Below are 19773 nucleotides of genomic sequence, written 5' to 3' on the forward strand. Positions count from 1 at the left end.
GAGCTTGACCATGTCCCCGTTGCAGACCCTGCTTGCTTCCCACCGCGCCGGCCATAACGTCGGCCTGTACAGCGTCTGCTGCAGCAACGAGCAGGTGCTGCGCGCGGCCATGCACGTGGCGCTGGCGCATGGCACCGTGCTGCTGATCGAGGCCACCTCCAACCAGGTCGACCAGTTCGGCGGCTACACCGGCATGACCCCGCCGCAGTACCGCGATTACGTCGGCACGCTGGCCGATGAAGAAGGCTTCCCGCGCGAACGGCTGATCCTGGGCGGCGACCACCTTGGTCCGAATGCCTGGCAGAAGCGCCCGGCCGCCGAAGCAATGACCCACGCGCGCGCGCTGATCGAAGCCTACGTCGCCGCCGGTTTCCACAAGATCCACCTGGACTGCAGCAAGTCCTGCGCCGATGACCCGGTGCCGCTGCCCGATGCCATCGTCGCCGCGCGTTCGGCCGAGCTGGCCGAGATCGCCGAACGCACCGCCGCCGAACACAGCCTGCCGCCGCCGGTCTACGTGATCGGTACCGAAGTGCCGATTCCCGGTGGCGAAGCCTCGCTGGCCGAAGGCCTGCAGGTCACCACGCCGGCCGCCGCCGCGCAGACCCTGGCCATCCACCAGCAGGCGTTCGACACGCCGCAGCTGCGCGATGCGTGGCAGCGCGTGATCGCGATGGTGGTGCAGCCGGGCGTGGACTTCGACCACAGCAGCGTGCACGAGTACGACGCGGCCGCCGCCAGCACGCTGGCTGATTTCCTGGAACAGCAACCGCGCATCGTGTTCGAGGCGCACTCCACCGATTACCAGCGCGAGAGTGGCCTGCACGCGCTGGTGCGCGACCACTTCGCCATCCTCAAGGTCGGCCCGGCGGCGACCTTCGCCTACCGCGAAGCGCTGTTCGCGCTGGCCGCGATCGAAGCCGAGCTGCTGCCGGCCGCGCAGTGCTCGCGCCTGCCGCAGGTACTGGACGAGGTGATGCTGGCGCAGCCGAAATACTGGCAGTCCTACTACCAGGGCGATGACGCCGCGCTGCGCCTGCTGCGCAGCTATTCCTTCAGCGACCGCTGCCGCTACTACTGGGGCGAGCCGGCGCTGGTACGGGCGGTGCAGACCCTGTTCGCCAACCTGGAACAGCATGCGCCGCCGCTGGTACTGCTCAGCCAGTATCTGCCGGAGCAGTACCGCGCCGTGCGCGAGGGCACCCTGGCCAATACGCCCACCGCGCTGGCGCAGCATCGCGTCGGCCTGTGCCTGGGCGAATACGCCCGCGCCTGCAGCGCCAACCAGGCCGGAACCCGCGCGCAGAACGCAGGTTCGGCTGCCGCCGTTCTTGCGAACGGCTAATCTCTACCTTTTCCCGCGAAACCGAGAATGGCCATGCGCAACACCCGCTCCCGCCGGCAACAGATCCTGCAGCTGCTGATCGAGCACGGCTCGGTGCAGGTGGCCGATCTGGTCGAGCGCTTTGGCGTGTCGGCGGTGACCATCCGTGCCGACCTGACCCACTTCGAGTCGCAGGGCCTGGCCAACCGCACCCACGGCGGCGCCACCCTGGTGCGCACGCCTCCACAGGAACAGGACATCCACGAGAAGGACGCGCTGAACCTGCCGCTGAAGGAATCGATCGGTGCGCGTGCCGCACGCCTGGTGCAGCCTGGTGACAACATCATCATCGACTCCGGCTCGACCACGATGACCCTGGCCCGCCACCTGCGCGCGCATCGCGATGTAACGGTGATGACCAACGGCCTGAACATCGCCTGGGAGCTGGCCAATGCGGCGGGCATTACCGTACTGCTGACCGGTGGTCTGCTGCGCCAGCAGTCGCTGTCGCTGCAGGGCAGCCAGGCCGAAGCCAGCCTCAACTCGTACAGCTTCGACACCCTGTTCCTGGGCGTGGATGGCCTGGACCTGCAGTTCGGCCTGACCACCCACGATGAAGCCGAAGCCCGCCTCAACCACCGCATGGTCGAGCGTGCGCGCCGTATCGTGGTGCTGACCGACGCCTCCAAATTCGGCCGCGTCAGCCTGCACCGCATCGCCCTGCTGGATCAGATCCACGCCATCATCACCGACGCCGGCATTGACGACGCAACCCGTGAGGGGCTGCAGCGGCTGGGCATCGAAGTGATCATCGCCGAGCCCACCGCATGACCGACACCCGCGCCCTGCATGGCCGCATCCTCACCCCGCTGGGTTGGCGGCGTGGCCACGTCCACTTCGATTCACACGTACGCCAGCTGCTGGTGGACGACCACAGCGGCGCTGACGACCTGCAGCTACCGGTGATCCTGCCCGGCTTCATCGACCTGCATGTGCATGGCGCGGCCGGCGTGGACCTGATGCAGGGCGGCGACGTGGCACGCACCATCGCCCGCACCCATCTGCGCTTCGGTACCACCACGCTGCTGGCGACCACCATGACCGCCGGGCTGGACGAGATCGAATACGCGCTGCAGGGTGTGGCCGCCACCATGGCAGCGCCCGACGCCGAAGCCGCCTGCATTGCCGGCGTGCATCTGGAAGGTCCGTTCATCAGCCCGCAGCGTCTTGGCGCGCAGCCGAACCGCACGATCGAGGCGACGCTGGCACTGGTGCAGCAGCTGCATGCGCTGGCACCGATCCGGGTGATGACGCTGGCTCCGGAGATCGGCGAGCACACCGCGTTGATTCCCGCGCTTTCGGCAATGGGCATCCGCGTGCAGCTTGGTCACAGTGCTGGCACCTACGAGGAAGGCGTGGCCGCGCTGCAGGCCGGTGCCTCCGGCTTCACCCATCTGTTCAACGGCATGACCGGCGTCGATCACTATCGCCCCGGCATTGCGGCGGCGGCGCTGGCACATGCGCAGTACGCCGAGATCATTCCCGACCTGCAGCACATCCATCCCGGCGTGATCCGGTTGGCCGCGCGCGCGATCCCGCGCCTGTACGCGGTGACCGACGCCACCGCCGCCACCGGCATGCCCGATGGCGAGTACGCCTTGGGCGAACAGCGCGTGCACAAGTGCGGCGGCTGCGTGCGCCTGGCCACCGGTTCGCTGGCCGGCAGCGCACTGACCATGGACCAGGCGCTGCGCAATCTGGTGCAAGTGGGCCTGGACCTGGCCGACGCCTCGCAGCGTGTTTCCACGTTCCCCGCCGCGTATCTCGGCCTGGACGATCGCGGCCGCATTGCGCCCGACGCCCGCGCCGACCTGGTGGTGCTGGATGCCGAACTGCGCCTGCAGCAGGTCGTGGTGGGCGGTCGATTGATCGATCTGCACTGACACAGGCCATGCGGCCCGGATGCCGCACACAAGGCGCGCAAGCGCATTGCATCAGCCACGCACCATCCCGTTAGTCCAGGAACGAGTCGATGACCGCAGCCACTGCACCTGCCGTACCCGCTTCCACCGCCCCGCGCTGGCCCGTACGTTACCTGCTCTTCATCGGCGGCCTCGGTGGCCTGCTGTACGGCATCGACATCGGCATCATCGCCGGTGCCCTGCCCTATCTTGAAGCCACCGCCAGCCACGCCTGGCAGCTCAGCAGCCAGCAGCTCGGCTTCGTCGTGGCGGCGGTGTTGCTCGGCAGCGTGTTGTCCTCGCTGTTCGCCGGCATGGTCGCCGACCTGATCGGCCGCCGCGGCGCGATGCTGCTGGCCGGCCTGCTGTTCACCGCCTCGATTCCGATCATGGCGCTGGCCTCGGGCTACACGCCGTTGCTGCTCGGCCGGCTGCTGCAGGGCATCAGTGGCGGCCTGATCGGCGTGGTGATTCCGCTGTACCTGGCCGAAGTGCTCAGCCCGGAACGACGCGGGCGCGGCGCGGCGATGTTCCAGCTGCTGCTGACCATCGGCCTGGTGTTGGCGGCCCTGATCGGCCTCTATCACGCGCATGCGGTGGATGCCGCCACTGAAGCCGTGCGTTCGCTGCCGGTGGCGCAGCAGGCGCAGGAGCTGTTCACGGTGAAGGACCACGCCTGGCGCACCATCTTCTGGACCTGCCTGGCACCGGGCCTGCTGTTCTGCGCCGGCATCTTCTGGCTGTCCGAGTCACCGCGCTGGCTGGTGCGCCGCGGCCGCATCGATGATGCCCGCCGCAGCCTGCAGCGTGTGCTGCCTGCTTCGGAGGTCGAGCCGACGCTCGCACAGATCCAGGCGCCGGAATCGAGCAGCAGCAGCGGCAAGCGCGACCCGCTGCTCAGCCGCCGCTATGTGGTGCCGTTCCTGCTCGCCTGCGTAGTGCTGGCCTGCACCCAGGCCACCGGCATCAACTCGGTGCTGGCCTACGCGGTGAACATCCTCAACCAGGCCGGCCTGTCCGGCTCGGTGGCCAATGGCGCCGACGTGGCGATCAAGCTGCTCAACGCGGTGATGACCGTGGTCGCACTGCTGCTGGTCGACCGCAAGGGCCGCAAGTTCCTGCTGATGCTTGGCAGTGGCGGTATCTGCGTGGCCCTGCTGGCAGCGGCGACGCTGTTCTTCCAGGCCGAACGCGGTCGCACCGACGTGCAGCCGCAGCTGCAGGCGGCGGTCAGCGGCGATGGCCTGCAGCTGGTACTGGACGATACGCAGTGGCAGCGCTTGGGCGCTGGCATCGACAGCGAAGGCCGGCCGATGCAGCTGACCGTCTCCTACGCCTACGGTGACTTCACCAACGTGCGCGCCCTGCGCAGCGACAACCTGATTGATCGCGAGCTGCGCATCGAGCGCGCCGGCACCGTGCAGCCGGACAGCGTGATCGGCGCGTTCTTCCGCAAACTGCGCCTGAACCCGTTCGCCGACCCGGCCGCTGCTGCGCAGGCACCGCTGCGCATCGAACAGGCCCGCATCGGCCCGGTGCCGCCGCCTGCACATGGCTGGGCGGTGGCCGCCTGCATCCTGGTGTTCGTCGCGTTCTTCGCGGTCGGTCCGGGCGTATGCGTGTGGCTGGCACTGTCGGAGCTGATGCCGAACCGTATCCGCTCCAATGGCATGAGCATCGCGCTGCTGATCAACCAGTTCGTATCCACCACCATCGCCGCCATCTTCCTGCCCACGGTGGGCCACTACGGCTACGCCAGCATGTTCGTGTTCTGGGCGGCGTGCACCTTCGTGTTCTTCCTGGTGGCTGCACTCTGGCTGCCGGAGACCAAGGGCAAGTCGCTGGAAGAGATCGAAGCGCGGTTCGCCCGGTAGCGGTCGACCTTGGTCGACCTCCGCGCGCAGCGCGGGGGTGTTGGCGCGCCCGTCATTCGCCGGTGATGTGCCTGGCCAGCTCCCGCGCTTCGGCAACGCTGGACAACCCGCTCAGCATCATCGATTCACCGAATGGCCCCTGCACGGTCGCCACCATCAGCACGCGGCCATCCACGCTGAGCGCCGCACGCTGGCCCACCAAGGCAGCGGTGCCATCGTGGATGCGCTGATGTGCCTCCGGCCGGTAGCGGATCTGCAGGCCCGGCTGCTTGCGTTCGTCCAGCACGTAGCGCACATCGGCGATGTCCGCGCTGCCGGCAATCGGCGGCTCGCGCAGGGCCAGGGTTTCGCCCTGCCACTGCACCGGCGTGCCCTTGCCGGCTGCATCGACCGCGCTCAGGCGCACATCCACTCCGGGTCGTGGCGCATGATCCTTGCCTGCCCAGGCACCGGGTGTGGCGCCCGGCATGCATCCGGTCAGGATCAACGCCATGCCCAGCAACAGCGGAAGCGCAGCCCTCACTTCAGCTTCCGCAGCTTGAATGCCACCAGCACCTGCAGCAGCCCATACAGCAGGCTGCCGATGCCGATCCACAGCGTGGTCACCGCAACGCCTGCATACGGATTGGCCGCAAACAGCAGGCCCAGCACCACCGCCAGCACGCCACTGAGGATCAGCAGCCACTCGCCCTGGATCTGCTTGCGCACGCGTATCGCGAACACGATGCGATAGATACCTGCCACCAGCAGCCACGCTGCCAGGAACAGCACCAGCACGCTGGCGGTGGCCAGCGGATTGATCACCGCCAGGATGCCGAAGCCCAGCGAGGCGATGGCATACAGCGCCAACCACCCACGCGAGGCACCGCTGCCGCCGCTGATCAGTGCGAACAGGCTGATGACACCTTCAACGATGGCCATCACGCCCAGTGTCCACGCCAGTGCCATCGCCGCGGACAGCGGCCAGCCAATGGCAACGATGCCGAAACCCAGTGCGACGAGCCCGTACAGCAGCAGGATCCACCAGCTGCGCCCAACCGCCGACAGCAAGGGAGACAAAGGGGAATTCATGGCCACTCCTTCGATCCGGAACCGGCCTCATCCTAGCCCCTGTGGATGAAGAGGACGATCACGGCGCCCGCGCGCACACCCATACGCGCACCTCTCCAACTCCCACGCAGCGCAGCGTTTCGGTAATCTCCATCACCGTACTGCCGGTGGTCATCACGTCATCGACCACCGTCAGTCGCGGTGGCACCGGACGGCGTACATCGAAGGCATCGAACAGGTTCTCCCGGCGCTGTTCGGCCGTGCGTTCGGACTGGGGCGCGGTGTGGCGCCGCCTGTACAGCCCCTGCCAGACCGGCATCGGCAGCAGGCGGCACAGTTCTGCCGCCTGGTTGTAACCGCGCTGGCGCAGGCGGCGCCCGTGCAACGGCACCGGCACCAGCGGTGGGCATGACCAGGGCGGCGGTGCCCGCTGCATCAACTGTGACAGCAGGCGACCGGCGGCGAGGTCCTGATGGAACTTGTAGCGCACCAGCAGCTGGTCGACCGGCGGCAGGTACAGCAGGCTGGCATGCGTGGCGGCCTGCGGCGGTGCTTCCTCACGGCAGGTACCGCAGACGATCAACGCGTTGTCCGGCAACGGCAGTGCACACCGCAGGCAGGCGCGGCCAGCCCAGGGCAGTCCGGCCAGGCAGGCACCGCAGAGATCGAGCCCATCGTGGCCCGGGTCACCGCAGACCAGGCAACGGAGTGGTAGCAGCACGCGAAGTGCTGCCTGCACGTGGCGGCCCGCGTCGAAGAAAACAGACATGCGCTTCAGCGTGACGCAGCCGTCAGCGCGTCGCCATCGGGTGTGTCCTCAACGAGCCGTAGGAGTTTTGTCGCCCACCCGCTGCCCCGACCACCTCACCGCGTTGGCGCAGGCTTCGCATCCACTCGGGTGCGATACACCATGTACGGCGTCTGCCGGCGATCAACGCCACCATTGAATCCGGCCTGCCGATGCAGCTGGTTGGCGGTGAAGTACAGGTAGCCGTCCGGTCCCATCGACAAGGTATCCGGCCACAGGATGCGCGGATCGTGCACCACGGTCGTCCATCGTCCATCCGCATCGCGGGCATGAATGGCGTTGTGCTCGTAGTCGCTCGCATACAGCCGGCCGTTGGCATCCATTTCCATCCCATCGGAGGCGCCCTTGTCGCCCAGGTCGACCACGGCCGCAGCCAACGCCGCTTCGCTTACCTTGGGGTCGCGCAGCAAGACGGTGGGCACGCTGTACAGATGACGGCTGGACAACGGGGTATAGAACAGCGTCCCGCCATCGGGCGACAAGGCAATGCCATCGGCGGCCACGGTGAACGGCTGCGTCGAACCATCCGAATTGCGCAGTCGCATCTGCTGCCCTTCCACGATCGGTACGAATGCCGGATCCGCCGATGTGGACACATGACCGACCAGGCGCTTGGATGCGGCGCCGGTGGCGAGGTCGATCACGATGATGCCGCCGATTCCGCTCAGCGACGAGTCGGTCACGTAGGCCACGCCCTCGCGGCCGACACGGAAATCGAAGCGCACATCGTTGACGTAGGTGCGCGCGTCGATGACGTTGGCCGGGAACACCAGCGTTCTGGCCACGGTATTGGTGGCCAGATCGATCGCCACCAGCTTGACGCCACCGGCCTGCGGCGCAGAGAACCCGGGCGCGGCGGTATCCAGCACCCACAACCGGCCCTGGCCATCGGCCACCACACTCTGCACGCTGATGAAGTGGGCCGTCGGATCGGGACCGTCCTTGCGGTTGATGCGCGCATCCGGATAGGGCACGGCGTGACCATCACGCCACTCGGCCACGCTGTAGGGCACCTCATCGCCCCAGCGCGGGAAGTTGACGAAGATGCGTCCGCTTTCAGACACCGCCACGCTGGTGGGCATAGCACCTTCGAAACGCGCCACCGGCTCAATGACACCGATGCTGCGTTCGCTGGGCAGCACAGGAGTGCCCGCCAGCGCCAGCGCGGGGGAACTGGCCAGGGCCAGCACGGCAGCCGCCAGGCGGCGGATACGGCAGTTGATCATGGTTGCTCTCGATGCAGGTCCGGGTGCAGCCCCGGCGTGTATGCATCTTCAGCGGCGCACCTGGCATCGGCTAGACGGTGCAACGGGAAATCAGCTTCACTGCAAAAGTGAAGATGGAAGGCGGATTGATCGCGCTGATCACAGCAATGGGCGATACCTATCGACAACGCTCGCGACGGCTGACGCTATTGGCCCGCGCGCCCTGACCGTGCATCGCTCCGGCGCGATGAAGCACAGCAGCGGATCGGAAGAGGCTCAACGCCCCGCGGTGGTGTCCCGGCCGCGTTCCTCGGCATCTTCATGCGCAGGCGCAGGCACCATCAACAACTCCGCCAACCCACGGTAGATCGGCACGCGGCACACCAACCCGGACACGCCACGCGCGATCAGCACCGTGGCCAGGATCGGCAGCAGCAGATCGCCGCTGTCGGTCAGCTCCAGCGAGATCACCGCCGAGGTCAGCGGTGCCTGGGTGACGCCGGTGAGATAGGCACACATGCCCAGCAGCACGAACGCGCGCGGCTCCACGCCGGGCATCAGGACCGCCAGGTTGTGGCCCAGTCCGGCACCGACCGCCAGCGCCGGCGAGAACAGGCCACCGGGAATGCCCGCCACATAGGACGCCAGGTTCGCCAGCAGCTTCATCAACCCGAACTCGTGGCCGACCATCGCCTGCCCCTGTACCAGGCTGCGCGCTTGCTCGTAGCCGGTGCCGAACGCGCCTTCACCGAAGACCAGGGCGAGCAGCACCACCACCAGACCGCAGCCTGCGGCCAACAGAACCGGATGCCGCTGCCGCAGTTGCCCGAGCCAACGCGGGCGGCCCGCCGCACTCGCCAGCACCGCACGCGCGAACAGGCCTCCCAGCAACCCGGCCACCACGCCGCACAGCAGGATCGCGAGCCAACCCGGGCCCAGCGGCAGCCGCGCGCTTACATGGCCGAAGTAGGTGTAGTTGCCCAGCAGTCCGAGCGATACCACGCCGCCGACGATCACCGCGGTCAGCAAGGTGCCTGAGAAGCGATGTTCGAAGCGGCCGCTGAGCTCCTCGATGGCGAAAACGATACCGGCCAGCGGCGTGTTGAACGCCGCCGCGATGCCTGCCGCGCCGCCCGCCAGCAGGAAGTGCGAGAGCTCGCGTGGATCCTTGAAGCCGAACCAGCGGCCGAACAGATACATCAGGCTCGCGCCCACATGCACGGTGGGCCCCTCGCGCCCGACCGAGGCGCCGCCGAGCAGCGACAACGAGGTCAGCAGCAACTTGCCGGCCGACACCGCAGGCGAAAGGTTGGTTTTCCGGAACGACTCATCTGGCTTGTCCAACGCAGCGATGACCTGCGGAATGCCGCTGCCGCGGGTGGGTTTCAGCACGCCCGCGGTCAGCCAGGCCAACAGCGCGAAGATGCCCGGCGTGAGCAGCAGGGCCCACCACGGCGAGTGCGAGGTGATGCGCTGGAACAGGTGGAACGCGGCGTCGCTGGCCTTGGCGAACAGGATCGCCACCAGTGCCACGGCCACGGCGCCGCCCCAGAGCGCGGCGCGGCGGCGCCAGGCCTCGCTGAGAACCAGCGCGGTGATACGGCCGCGGAGGCGGTAAAGATCGATCATGGGAAAGAGTCTGCGCGCCAGCGCTTGCGTTGGGCAGCGGCCACTGTGGCCGGAGGCCTTGCAGGATGCGGTGAAATGCGGCGCATCCTTCGGACTTGATTGAACGGCCCGGCTGTAAACCATTTTGATTAATAGATGGTTGACAGTCCGGACGCACCCACCCACACTGCCGCCCTCGCTCCACTCGTACCCAAGGTCCCGCCATGGCTGCTGCCATCCGCCACGACTGGCAACACGACGAACTGCAGGCGCTGTTCGATCTGCCGTTCCCCGAGCTGCTGTTCCGCGCCGCAGCGGTCCATCGCGAGCACTTCGACCCCTCGCAGGTGCAGGTCTCCACGCTGCTGTCGGTGAAAACCGGTGGTTGCCCGGAAGACTGCGCGTACTGCCCGCAGGCGCAGCGCTACAACACCGGGGTGAACGCGCAGAAGCTGATGGAGACCGATGCGGTGCTGGCCAAGGCACGCCAAGCCAAGGCCGCCGGTGCGTCGCGCTTCTGCATGGGCGCCGCGTGGCGTTCACCAAAGGACCGCGACATCCCGAAGGTGGCGGCGATGATCGCCGGGGTGAAGGCACTGGGCCTGGAGACCTGCGCCACGCTGGGCATGCTCAGTGGCGAGCAGGCACGTGCGCTGAAGGACGCCGGACTGGACTACTACAACCACAACCTCGATACCGCGCCGGACTACTACGATTCAATCATCCACACGCGCCAGTACCAGGACCGCCTGGATACGCTGGAGCACGTGCGCGATGCCGGCCTGAAGACCTGCTGCGGCGGCATCGTCGGCATGGGCGAGACGCGCGCGCAGCGCGTCGGCCTGCTGCTGGCGCTGGCCACGTTGCCGGCACACCCCGATTCGGTGCCGATCAACAAGCTGGTGCAGGTGGCGGGCACGCCGCTGCATGGCAGCGCCGAACTGGATCCGTTCGAGTTCGTGCGCATGATCGCGGTGGCACGCATCGTCATGCCGCGCTCGATGGTGCGGCTGTCGGCCGGTCGCGAGGCGATGAGCGATGAACTGCAGGCGCTGTGCTTCGTCGCTGGCGCCAACTCCATCTTCTACGGCGACAAACTGCTGACCACCGGCAACCCGGAGAGCGAGCGCGACCTGGCGCTGTTCGCGCGGCTGGGACTGCAGCCGATGGCGGTGCAGGTGGATGCCGAGGGCCACGACCACGGCGGCACCGTGCACGCCGATATCAGCGCCGATACGCCCCGCTGTGGCTGCGCTCACGCGGCCTGAGACGGGCCGCAAGCAGGCGTCGCGGCAACGCGCTACCCTAGCCGCCCCGTCGTCGCATTCAGCCGCCATGGCCCGCCCCGACCTGACCGCCCGCCTCCACGCCCAACGCGCCCTGCGCGATGCCCAAGGCCGTCGCCGCCCGCGACGCACGGTCACCCGTCGTGATGGCGTGCGCCTGGAGGTGGACGGCCAGTGGCTGACGGGCTTCTGCAGCAACGACTACCTGGGCCTGGCCCAGCAGTTCAGCGTGGTCAACGCGTTGCAGGACGCCGCGGCGCGTGAGGGTGCCGGTGCCGGTGCCTCGCACCTGGTTTGCGGCCATCACGCCATGCACGAAGCGCTTGAACGCGAAGTGGCCGAGTGGCTGGGCTATCCGCGTGCGCTGCTGTTCGGCAGTGGCTTCGCCGCCAACCTGGCGGTGCAGCAGGCGCTGCTGAGCGAAGAGAACGACGTCTGCGTGCAGGACAAGCTCAACCACGCCAGCCTGCTCGATGCCACGCGGCTGGCGGGTGCACGCCTGCGCCGCTATCCGCATCTGGATGCGGAGGGCGCAATGCGTCAGCTCAAGCACGCGCCGGATGGCGCGGCGATGCTGGCCACCGACGGTGTCTTCAGCATGGATGGCGACATCGCACCGCTGCGCGCGTTGTCGCTTGTGGCACGCCTGCAGCAGGCGCTGTTCTACGTCGATGACGCACACGGTGTAGGCGTGGTCGGTGATGGCCGCGGCGCCGTCGCGGCCGCTGGTCTGGGCGTGGACGATGTGCCGCTGCAGCTGGTCACGCTGGGCAAGGCGCTGGGCGGTTCCGGCGCACTGGTACTGGGCCGCGACGACCTGATCGAGCACCTGGCCGAAACCGCACGCCCCTACATCTACACCACCGCAGTGCCACCGGCGATGGCCGCTGCCGCACTGGAAGCGGTACGCCTGGCGCGCCGTGACCACTGGCGCCGTTCCAAGCTGGCCGACCTGATCGCGCTGTTCCGCAGCGAAGCCCGTCGCCATGGGCTGGACCTGATGGCCTCGGATACACCGATCCAACCGCTGCTGTGCGGTGATGACCACGCGGCCGTGGCGATGTCCACGACGCTGGAACAGGCCGGCTGGCTGGTCGGTGCGATCCGCCCGCCGACGGTGCCGGAAGGCAAGGCGCGGCTGCGCGTCACGCTGTCCGCACTGCATACGCCGGAACAGGTGCGCGGCCTGGTCGAGGCCATCGCCAGCGCGCGCGACCGCGTGACCCTGGCCGTGCGTGAAACCGCGCCACCGCCGCTGCCCGCTTTTGCCTGAGTTCCGTGTAGTTCCCCATGCATATTGAAGTCACCGGCCGCGGGCCGGACCTGGTTCTGATCCACGGCTGGGCCCTGCAGGGCGGCGTGTTCGCACCGCTGGTGCAGCGCTTGGCGGACCGGTTCACCCTGCACCTGGTCGACCTTCCCGGCCATGGCCACAGCCGCGACGACACCACGCCGCTGCGCCTGCCGTTCGTGGTCAACGCGATTGCTGCGGCCACGCCACCGGCAGTGTGGTGCGGCTGGTCGCTGGGCGGATTGTTCGCGCTGCACGCGGCGGCGACGCTGCCGAAGGTGCGTGGGCTGGCGATGATCGCCGCCACACCGCGCTTCGTACGTGGCGAAGATTGGCCGCACGCGGTGGAACCGGCAGTGTTCGAGCAGTTCGGGCGCGAACTGGCCACCGATTTTGCCGGCACCCTGGAACGCTTCCTGGCGCTGGACGTGATGGGCTCGGCGCATGCCCGCGAGGAGCTGCGCACATTGCGCCAGCGCCTGGTCGAGCGCGGTGCGCCCACCGAACGCGCGCTGCTGGAGGGCCTGCGGCTGCTGGAAAGCGCCGACCTGCGTGGCGCGCTGCCGACGCTGGGCAAACCCAGCCTGTGGATCGCCGGCCAACGCGACCGGCTGGTGTCGCCGTCGGCGATGCAGGCCGCTGCAGCGCTGGCCCCGGGCGGACAGGCGCTGACCATCGCCCATGGCGGCCACGCGCCCTTCCTCGGCCATGCCGATGAGGTGGCCACCGCGTTGCAACACTTCGTTGCCGGCCTGTCACCGGCCGATGGCGGACAATGAGCGCCTTCCGAATTCCGCAGGACTGACGCATGGATCTGGGTATCAATGGCCGCTGGGCACTGGTCTGCGGCGCAAGCAAGGGGCTGGGGCTGGGCTGCGCGCGTGCGCTGGTGCGCGAGGGCGTCAACGTGGTGATCGTGGCTCGTGGCGAAACGGCGCTGCAGCAGGCTGCCGAGGAGCTGCGCGCGCTGGCCGGCGCCGCTGAAGTACGCGCGGTCTCCGCCGACGTCACTACCGAGGCCGGCCGTACCGCAGCGCTGGCCGCCTGCCCGCAGGTGGACATCCTGGTCAACAACGCCGGTGGCCCGCCGCCCGGTGACTTCCGCAATTTCGAACGCGACGACTGGATCGCTGCGCTGGACGCCAACATGCTGGCGCCGATCGCGCTGATCCGCGCCACCGTCGACGCGATGATCGAGCGCGGCTTCGGCCGCATCGTCAACATCACCTCATCGGCAGTGAAAGCCCCGATCGACATCCTGGCGCTGTCCAATGGCGCGCGCAGTGGCCTGACCGGCTTCGTCGCCGGCCTGTCGCGCCGCACCGTGGCCCACAACGTCACCATCAACAACCTGCTGCCCGGCCAGTTCGACACCGACCGCCTGCGTGCCAACTTCGCCCACAGTGCGGGCAAGGACGGCGATGCTGGCGAAGTGGCCGAACGCCGCCGCCAGCAGATCCCCGCCGGCCGCTTCGGCACGCCGGATGAGTTCGGCGCCGCCTGCGCCTTCCTGTGCAGCGCACAGGCCGGTTACCTCACCGGGCAGAACCTGCTGATCGATGGCGGCGCCTACCCCGGTACGTTCTAAGAGACTCCTGCAATGCCGTCCCACTTCGATGCCCGCCATGTCCGCCGCGCGTTCGCCCGCGCCGCCAACAGCTACGATGCCGCCGCCGCCCTGCAGCGCGAAGTGCAATCGCGGCTGATCGAATCGCTGGACTACCTGGAGGCGCGCAAGCCCGAGGTGGTGCTGGATATCGGCGCCGGTACCGGTCATGCCAGCTCGCTGATGAAGAAGCGCTGGCCGAAGGCGCAGGTGATCGCGCTGGACGTGGCGCTGCCGATGCTGGACCAGGCCAAGCGCCAGGCTGGCTGGTGGAAGCCGTTCCAGCGCCTGTGCGGCGACGCCGCCGCGCTGCCGCTGGCCGACAACAGCGTGGACGTGATCTTCAGCAACCTGTGCCTGCAGTGGGTGGACGACCTGCCGGCGGTGTTCGCCGGGTTCCGCCGCGTACTCAAACCAGGCGGCCTGCTGGTGTGCTCGACCTTCGGCCCGGAAACCCTGATCGAACTCAACGAGGCATTCGCCGCTGCCGATGACCGCCCGCACGTGAGCCGCTTCGCGCAGATCGCCCAGTTCGGCGATGCGCTGATGATGGCCGGCTTCCGCGACCCGGTGCTGGACCGCGACCTGTTCACCCTGACCTACGACGACCTGCCCTCGCTGATGCGCGAACTGCGTGCGATGGGCGCAACGAATGCCCGCGTCGACCGCCGCCACACGCTGACCGGGCGTGGCCGCTTCGCTGCTGCTGCGGCCGCCTACGAGCCGATGCGCCGCGCCGACGGCAAGCTGCCGAGCAGCTGGGAAGTGATCTATGCCCACGCCTGGGCGCCGGACCCGGGCGCGCCGATCCGCGAGGGTGGGCATGACGTGGCATCGGTACCGGTGTCGGCGATTCCGATCCGGCGCAGGCAGACCTGATCGTCCGGTAGCGCCGGCCGCTGGCCGGCAATCTCATGATTCCATGCTGGACATCTGCCGGCCAGCGGCCGGCACTACCGCATTCCACGCCGTACGCGAATCGCACTGGTAGGTGCCAACCTTGGTTGGCACAGCACGTCAGATCGCGTTGCGGCCGGCATTGTGCCAACCAAGGTTGGCACCCACCCAAAACAGGCTTCCGCCTCAGGTATTGGCCGGCGAACTCAGCGGCGGGCGCACCAGATCGCGGTGGAAGAAGTAGATCTCCTGCACCAGGAAGCGCCAGCTGGTGTGGAAGCTGCGGAAGCGCGTGCTGGGCGTGGACGAGGCCAGCGCGTCGATCCCCAGTGCCTTGCTCAGGCGCAGCGCGCGCGCCATGTGCAGCGGGTCACTGACAATGATCACCCGGTGCAGGTCACGCTGCTCCATCAACCGCTTGGCTTCGACCAGATTCTGCACGGTGTTGCGCGAGGCGGTCTCGATCAGGATCGCATCGTCCGGGATGCCGTGCTTGAGCGCGTAGCGCCGCGCCACCTGTGATTCGGAAAAGCGTGCACCGGTGCCGCCATAGCCACCGGTAAAGATCAGCAGCGGCGCGTAGCGGGCCTCGTACAGATCCAGGCCGTGGCGGATGCGCTCTTCGAACACCGGTGACGGCTTGGCGTCATAGGCCGCCGCGCCGAGCACGATGATGGCGTCGGCCTTGGCGGCCTGGTCGCGTTCACCAACCCACACGATCCACGCGGTCACGCCCAGCAGCCAGATCACCAGCAGGACAAACAGCCGCCACAGCCAGCCCAGCAGGCCGGTGCGATGCCGCTGCCGGTCGCGGCTCACGGCGCCCCCCAGCGCAGCGCTGGCAGGTCGACGTTACCACCGGACAGCACCAGCCCGACGCGCAGCCCTGCAAAGCGCTCAGGTTGCGCCAGCACTGCGGCCAGCACGGTGGCCGAGGACGGTTCGACCACCTGCTTGAGGACCTCCCACAACAGGCGCATCGCGGCCATTGTCGCCACGTCGTCGACCACGATCACCTCGGCGCCGGCCGCGCGCAGCAGCGCGAAGTTGGGTGCGCCGATCAGGGTGCGCAGTCCATCGCAGATCGTGTCCGGGGTGAACGCGCCCAGACGCTCGCCTGCAGCCAGCGAGCGCGCGGTGTCATCGGCGCCGGCCGGTTCGGCCAGCACCAGCCGGGTCTGCGGGCTGGCGTGCTGCAGGGCCAGCGCAGTGCCGCTGGCGAGGCCGCCGCCGCCCACCGGCACCACCAGCACGTCGAACGGGCCGTCGCTGTGCAGCAGTTCCAGGGCAGCAGTGCCCTGCCCGGCCATCACCGCCGGATCGGTATAGGGGTGGACCAGGGTCGCGCCGGTATCGGCCTGCACCTTGGCGCAGGTGGCTTCACGGTCGGCGATGGTCGCCGGGCAGTGCCAGAGCGTGGCGCCATGCCGGGCAATATTGGCCAGCTTGGCCGCCACCGCGCCTTCCGGCACCACCACATGGCAGGGAATGCCCCGGGCGCGCGCGGCCAGCGCCAGCGCGGCGCCATGGTTGCCGGAGGAATGGGTCACCACGCCGGCACCGGCGCGGCCGGCATCCAGCGACCACACCGCATTGCAGGCACCGCGGAACTTGAACGCGCCACCACGCTGCAGGTGCTCGGCCTTGAAGGCCAGCTGTGCCGCGGCCAGAGCATCGAGCGTGTGCGAGCGCAGCACCGGGGTCACGCTGGCATGCGGGGCGATCCTCGCGGCAGCAAGCAGGACGTCGTCGGCGCGGGGCAACAGTGAATCGCTCATGACGCAAGATTAACGTATGCCCCCGCGCTGGCGACCGGGGCACAGGTCATGCCAGCATGCGGGCCTTCACCTCCATTCATCCTGGCCGGTGGAATTAAGGGTCGATTCAATGCCCGCGCACGAAGCTGACTGCACACCCGTCCTCTGGGGGGACCCACCATGAAAACGCGCTTGATGCTTGCCGGTGGCCTGATGCTGGCCCTGACCGGCTGCACCACCTACGACTACGTCGGCGGTGGCCGCGGTGGCGGCTACTACCACGGTGCGCCGTCGGTGGAATACCGCTACCCGGCCGGCTATCCCTACAACTCCGGCTACCCGTACTACGGCGGCTATGGCGGTTACTACGGTGGCTACGGCAATCCGTACTACTCGCGCCCGATCTACCGCCCGCCGCACAACCACCGTCCGCCGCCGCGTCCGGGCAATGGCGGCGAGAACCGTCCACCGCCGTCGCGCCCGTCCTACAACGGTGGTTCGCCGTGGCGGAACATGGATTCGATGCGACGCCCGCCGCAGTCCAACGTGCAGCCGTCGGCGCCCCCGCCGCAGGCCCGTCCGGCGCCGGCGCCGAGCGCACCGAGGATGAACGGTTCCCCCTGGCGCAACATGGATCGTGGGACGCAGCGCACAGTTGAGCGCTGAACCGTCTTGCATTTCACACGGTCTAAGCCGCAATCTACCGGGATGGTGACGGCCCGCGTCACAAAGTGACAAAAACGACACGGGCCGCCGCAAAAAGCTCTACGTCGATATCCGACAGGAACATCTGGATCCCCCCTGTTCCGGCCCTGTCGGATGTCGGCACCTCTGAAGGCAGACGGCCCCGCAATGCGGGGCCGTTTGTTTTGGGGCCTTTCCCGGCGACCCCAAAAAAACAGGGCCGGACAGTCCCCCGACTGCCGGCCCCCTGCTCCCCCACCGTGCGCCTGTACCGGCCCCTGTTCCAATTCCGGTCACGGGCGCCTACGGCGCCAGCCACGGTGGGTGCTATTGGGTTATCTGCAAAAATCCTGCCAACTTTAGGGCTGATTTCGACGCCGGGCGGCTGGCGACGTCGTCCCGGCCCGGAATGGCGCTAAAATCGCCACCCCGGCGCCGCCCCCGGCCGCGCCCGCCCCTAGCTGAACAGCACCCATGAACTCGTCCTTCCATCGTTACGACGTCATCGTCATCGGCGGTGGCCACGCTGGCACCGAAGCCGCGCTGGCCGCGGCCCGCACCGGCGTGCGCACCCTGCTGCTGACCCACAACATCGAGACGGTGGGCGCGATGAGCTGCAACCCGGCCATCGGCGGCATCGGCAAGGGCCACCTGGTCAAGGAAATCGACGCGCTTGGCGGCGCGATGGCGCATGCCGCCGACCGCGCCGGCATCCAGTGGCGCACGCTCAACGCCTCCAAGGGCCCGGCCGTGCGTGCCACCCGCTGCCAGGCCGACCGCAACCTGTACCGCATGGCGATCCGCGCGATCGTCGAAGGCCAGGTCAACCTGACCGTATTCCAGGCCGCCGTCGATGACCTAGTCATCGAAGGCGACGCCGTGCGCGGGGTCATCACCCAGACCGGCCTGCGTTTCGACGCCGAGGCCGTGGTGCTGACCGCCGGCACCTTCCTGGCCGGCAAGATCCATGTCGGGCCGACCCAGTACGCCGCCGGCCGCATGGGCGACCCGCCGGCCACCACGCTGGCCGCGCGCCTGCGCGAGCGCCCGTTCCAGGTCGACCGTCTGAAGACCGGCACGCCGCCGCGCATCGATGGCCGCTCGCTGGACTACAGCGTGATGGACGAGCAGCCCGGCGATACGCCGCGGCCGGTGATGTCCTTCCTCGGCTCGGTGGACGAGCATCCGCAGCAGGTCAGCTGCTGGATCACCCATACCACCGAACAGACCCACCAGATCATCCGCGACGCGCTGCACCGCTCGCCGCTGTACAGCGGCCAGATCGAAGGCATCGGCCCGCGCTACTGCCCGTCCATCGAAGACAAGGTGGTGCGCTTTGCCGAGAAGGCCAGCCACCAGATCTTCGTCGAACCCGAAGGCCTGGGCATCGTCGAGATCTATCCCAACGGCATCTCCACCTCGCTGCCGTTCGACGTGCAGCTGGAGATGGTGCGCAGCATCCGCGGGTTCGAGAACGCGCACATCACCCGCCCCGGCTATGCGATCGAGTACGACTTCTTCGACCCGCGCGGGCTGAAGGCCTCGCTGGAAACCAAGCTGGTCAACGGCCTGTTCTTCGCCGGCCAGATCAACGGCACCACCGGCTATGAAGAAGCGGCCGCGCAGGGCCTGCTGGCCGGCCTCAACGCCGCGCGCCAGGTGCGCGGGCTGGACGGCTGGTGCCCGCGCCGCGACGAGGCGTACCTGGGCGTGCTGGTGGATGACCTGATCACCCACGGCACCAACGAGCCGTACCGCATGTTCACCAGCCGCGCCGAGTACCGGCTGCAGCTGCGCGAAGACAACGCCGACCAGCGCCTGACCCCGGTCGGCCGCGGGATGGGCCTGGTCGATGATCGTCGCTGGAGCGCATTCGAGACCAAGCAGGCGGCGGTGGACGCCGAGCGCGCGCGACTGGGCGCGCTTTGGGCGACCCCGGCCAATGCGCTGGGCCGCGAAGTGAACGAAACGCTGGGCGTGGCGGTCAGCCGCGAAACCAACGTACTGGACCTGATCAAGCGCCCCGAGCTGGATTACGCCAAGCTGATGCAGGTGCCCTCGCTCGGCCCGGCGGTGACCGACGGCAAGGTGGCCGAGCAGGTGGAGATCGGCGTGAAGTACGCCGGTTACCTGGATCGCCAGCGCGAGGAGATCGAGCGCCAGCAGCGGCATGAGGCCACGCCGATCGCTGAGGCCTTCGATTACGCGACCGTGCGCGGGCTGTCGGCCGAAGCACTGCAGAAGCTGGAGCGCGTGCGGCCGCAGACCATCGGTCAGGCGCAGCGCATCCCGGGCATGACCCCCGCGGCGATCTCGCTGCTGCTGGTGCACCTGGAGCGCGCACGCCGCGGCCGCGTAGCGTAAGCGGTCGCACCTGCTTCTGGTGGCTGCCGACCTTGGTCGGCACATAGCTCTGCCCTGG

The 19773-nt window shown here is 68.4% G+C and carries 18 protein-coding genes; 11 read left to right on the forward strand and 7 right to left on the reverse strand.

The window, feature by feature from the left end:
- Positions 1-10 precede the first annotated feature (10 nt).
- The 4 genes from AC07M7_RS08335 (at position 11) to AC07M7_RS08350 (ending at position 5159) form a co-directional block, all read left to right on the forward strand.
- A complete protein-coding gene (locus tag AC07M7_RS08335) occupies positions 11-1345 on the forward strand; it encodes a D-tagatose-bisphosphate aldolase, class II, non-catalytic subunit (RefSeq protein ID WP_495207114.1) in 1335 nt (444 codons plus the stop codon).
- A 33-nt stretch (positions 1346-1378) separates the two neighbouring features.
- Positions 1379-2155 (forward strand): DeoR family transcriptional regulator, encoded by a 777-nt coding sequence (locus tag AC07M7_RS08340; protein ID WP_014038836.1) that lies wholly within the window; start codon positions 1379-1381, stop codon positions 2153-2155.
- Positions 2152-3267, forward strand: a complete 1116-nt coding sequence (gene nagA / locus AC07M7_RS08345; protein WP_495207115.1) for an N-acetylglucosamine-6-phosphate deacetylase — start codon at positions 2152-2154, stop codon at positions 3265-3267. Before AC07M7_RS08340 ends, nagA begins: the two co-directional genes overlap by 4 nt.
- An 89-nt stretch (positions 3268-3356) precedes the next feature.
- Positions 3357-5159: an MFS transporter gene (locus AC07M7_RS08350; protein WP_495207116.1), complete on the forward strand. Its 1803-nt coding sequence runs from the start codon at positions 3357-3359 to the stop codon at positions 5157-5159.
- 52 nt (positions 5160-5211) lie between these two features.
- Here the strand turns inward: AC07M7_RS08350 and AC07M7_RS08355 are convergent, their stop codons facing one another.
- The 5 genes from AC07M7_RS08355 to AC07M7_RS08375 all read right to left on the reverse strand — a co-directional run bounded on the left by AC07M7_RS08355 (position 5212) and on the right by AC07M7_RS08375 (position 9851).
- The gene (locus tag AC07M7_RS08355) at positions 5212-5682 is read right to left on the reverse strand and encodes a SecDF P1 head subdomain-containing protein (RefSeq protein WP_136639182.1); all 471 of its coding nucleotides are present in this window, start codon (positions 5680-5682) and stop codon (positions 5212-5214) included.
- A complete protein-coding gene (locus tag AC07M7_RS08360; RefSeq protein WP_021203354.1) occupies positions 5679-6230 on the reverse strand; it encodes an HdeD family acid-resistance protein in 552 nt (183 codons plus the stop codon). Before AC07M7_RS08360 ends, AC07M7_RS08355 begins: the two co-directional genes overlap by 4 nt.
- Before the next feature lie 58 nt (positions 6231-6288).
- Complete coding sequence (locus tag AC07M7_RS08365) at positions 6289-6978, reverse strand: ComF family protein (RefSeq protein ID WP_295380157.1); 690 nt, start codon at positions 6976-6978, stop codon at positions 6289-6291.
- Between the two features lie 95 nt (positions 6979-7073).
- Positions 7074-8243, reverse strand: a complete 1170-nt coding sequence (locus AC07M7_RS08370; protein ID WP_495207117.1) for an L-dopachrome tautomerase-related protein — start codon at positions 8241-8243, stop codon at positions 7074-7076.
- A gap of 255 nt (positions 8244-8498) precedes the next feature.
- On the reverse strand, positions 8499-9851 hold the full coding sequence (locus AC07M7_RS08375) for a chloride channel protein (protein ID WP_495207118.1): 1353 nt from the start codon (positions 9849-9851) through the stop codon (positions 8499-8501).
- A gap of 203 nt (positions 9852-10054) precedes the next feature.
- Here AC07M7_RS08375 and bioB point away from each other — a divergent pair, with 203 nt between their 5' ends.
- The 5 genes from bioB (at position 10055) to bioC (ending at position 14892) form a co-directional block, all read left to right on the forward strand.
- Positions 10055-11098 (forward strand): biotin synthase BioB, encoded by a 1044-nt coding sequence (gene bioB / locus AC07M7_RS08380; protein ID WP_478474254.1) that lies wholly within the window; start codon positions 10055-10057, stop codon positions 11096-11098.
- 67 nt (positions 11099-11165) lie between these two features.
- Entirely contained in the window at positions 11166-12389 is a 1224-nt protein-coding gene (gene bioF / locus AC07M7_RS08385; protein WP_482998166.1) for an 8-amino-7-oxononanoate synthase, read from the forward strand.
- A 17-nt stretch (positions 12390-12406) separates the two neighbouring features.
- Positions 12407-13186, forward strand: coding sequence for a pimeloyl-ACP methyl ester esterase BioH (gene bioH, locus AC07M7_RS08390; RefSeq protein WP_428709788.1), 780 nt, complete (start codon positions 12407-12409; stop codon positions 13184-13186).
- A gap of 29 nt (positions 13187-13215) precedes the next feature.
- On the forward strand, positions 13216-13995 hold the full coding sequence (locus AC07M7_RS08395) for an SDR family oxidoreductase (protein WP_495207119.1): 780 nt from the start codon (positions 13216-13218) through the stop codon (positions 13993-13995).
- Between the two features lie 12 nt (positions 13996-14007).
- The gene (gene bioC, locus AC07M7_RS08400) at positions 14008-14892 is read left to right on the forward strand and encodes a malonyl-ACP O-methyltransferase BioC (protein WP_337302343.1); all 885 of its coding nucleotides are present in this window, start codon (positions 14008-14010) and stop codon (positions 14890-14892) included.
- Between the two features lie 204 nt (positions 14893-15096).
- Here bioC and AC07M7_RS08405 read toward each other — a convergent pair whose 3' ends face one another.
- Complete coding sequence (locus AC07M7_RS08405; protein WP_041864602.1) at positions 15097-15741, reverse strand: YdcF family protein; 645 nt, start codon at positions 15739-15741, stop codon at positions 15097-15099.
- Complete coding sequence (locus AC07M7_RS08410; protein ID WP_495207120.1) at positions 15726-16688, reverse strand: pyridoxal-phosphate dependent enzyme; 963 nt, start codon at positions 16686-16688, stop codon at positions 15726-15728. Before AC07M7_RS08410 ends, AC07M7_RS08405 begins: the two co-directional genes overlap by 16 nt.
- A gap of 159 nt (positions 16689-16847) precedes the next feature.
- Between AC07M7_RS08410 and AC07M7_RS08415 the strand changes: the two genes are divergently transcribed.
- Together AC07M7_RS08415 and mnmG are read left to right on the forward strand one after the other, a co-directional pair.
- A complete protein-coding gene (locus AC07M7_RS08415; RefSeq protein ID WP_012512405.1) occupies positions 16848-17333 on the forward strand; it encodes a hypothetical protein in 486 nt (161 codons plus the stop codon).
- A 492-nt stretch (positions 17334-17825) separates the two neighbouring features.
- Positions 17826-19715, forward strand: coding sequence for a tRNA uridine-5-carboxymethylaminomethyl(34) synthesis enzyme MnmG (mnmG, locus tag AC07M7_RS08420; RefSeq protein WP_495207121.1), 1890 nt, complete (start codon positions 17826-17828; stop codon positions 19713-19715).
- The last annotated feature ends 58 nt before the right edge of the window (positions 19716-19773 follow it).

It is taken from the genome of Stenotrophomonas sp. GW821-FHT09E08, assembly GCF_059416125.1.

Excerpts from the sequence above, each read along its gene's own strand:
- AC07M7_RS08335 (WP_495207114.1), top strand. The coding sequence starts at position 11 with ATGTCCCCGTTGCAGACCCTGCTTGCTTCCCACCGCGCCGGCCATAAC.
- AC07M7_RS08340 (WP_014038836.1), top strand. The coding sequence starts at position 1,379 with ATGCGCAACACCCGCTCCCGCCGGCAACAGATCCTGCAGCTGCTGATC.
- nagA (WP_495207115.1), top strand. The coding sequence starts at position 2,152 with ATGACCGACACCCGCGCCCTGCATGGCCGCATCCTCACCCCGCTGGGT.
- AC07M7_RS08350 (WP_495207116.1), top strand. The coding sequence starts at position 3,357 with ATGACCGCAGCCACTGCACCTGCCGTACCCGCTTCCACCGCCCCGCGC.
- AC07M7_RS08360 (WP_021203354.1), bottom strand. The coding sequence starts at position 6,230 with ATGAATTCCCCTTTGTCTCCCTTGCTGTCGGCGGTTGGGCGCAGCTGG.
- AC07M7_RS08365 (WP_295380157.1), bottom strand. The coding sequence starts at position 6,978 with ATGTCTGTTTTCTTCGACGCGGGCCGCCACGTGCAGGCAGCACTTCGC.
- AC07M7_RS08370 (WP_495207117.1), bottom strand. The coding sequence starts at position 8,243 with ATGATCAACTGCCGTATCCGCCGCCTGGCGGCTGCCGTGCTGGCCCTG.
- AC07M7_RS08375 (WP_495207118.1), bottom strand. The coding sequence starts at position 9,851 with ATGATCGATCTTTACCGCCTCCGCGGCCGTATCACCGCGCTGGTTCTC.
- bioB (WP_478474254.1), top strand. The coding sequence starts at position 10,055 with ATGGCTGCTGCCATCCGCCACGACTGGCAACACGACGAACTGCAGGCG.
- bioF (WP_482998166.1), top strand. The coding sequence starts at position 11,166 with ATGGCCCGCCCCGACCTGACCGCCCGCCTCCACGCCCAACGCGCCCTG.
- bioH (WP_428709788.1), top strand. The coding sequence starts at position 12,407 with ATGCATATTGAAGTCACCGGCCGCGGGCCGGACCTGGTTCTGATCCAC.
- AC07M7_RS08395 (WP_495207119.1), top strand. The coding sequence starts at position 13,216 with ATGGATCTGGGTATCAATGGCCGCTGGGCACTGGTCTGCGGCGCAAGC.
- bioC (WP_337302343.1), top strand. The coding sequence starts at position 14,008 with ATGCCGTCCCACTTCGATGCCCGCCATGTCCGCCGCGCGTTCGCCCGC.
- AC07M7_RS08410 (WP_495207120.1), bottom strand. The coding sequence starts at position 16,688 with ATGAGCGATTCACTGTTGCCCCGCGCCGACGACGTCCTGCTTGCTGCC.
- AC07M7_RS08415 (WP_012512405.1), top strand. The coding sequence starts at position 16,848 with ATGAAAACGCGCTTGATGCTTGCCGGTGGCCTGATGCTGGCCCTGACC.
- mnmG (WP_495207121.1), top strand. The coding sequence starts at position 17,826 with ATGAACTCGTCCTTCCATCGTTACGACGTCATCGTCATCGGCGGTGGC.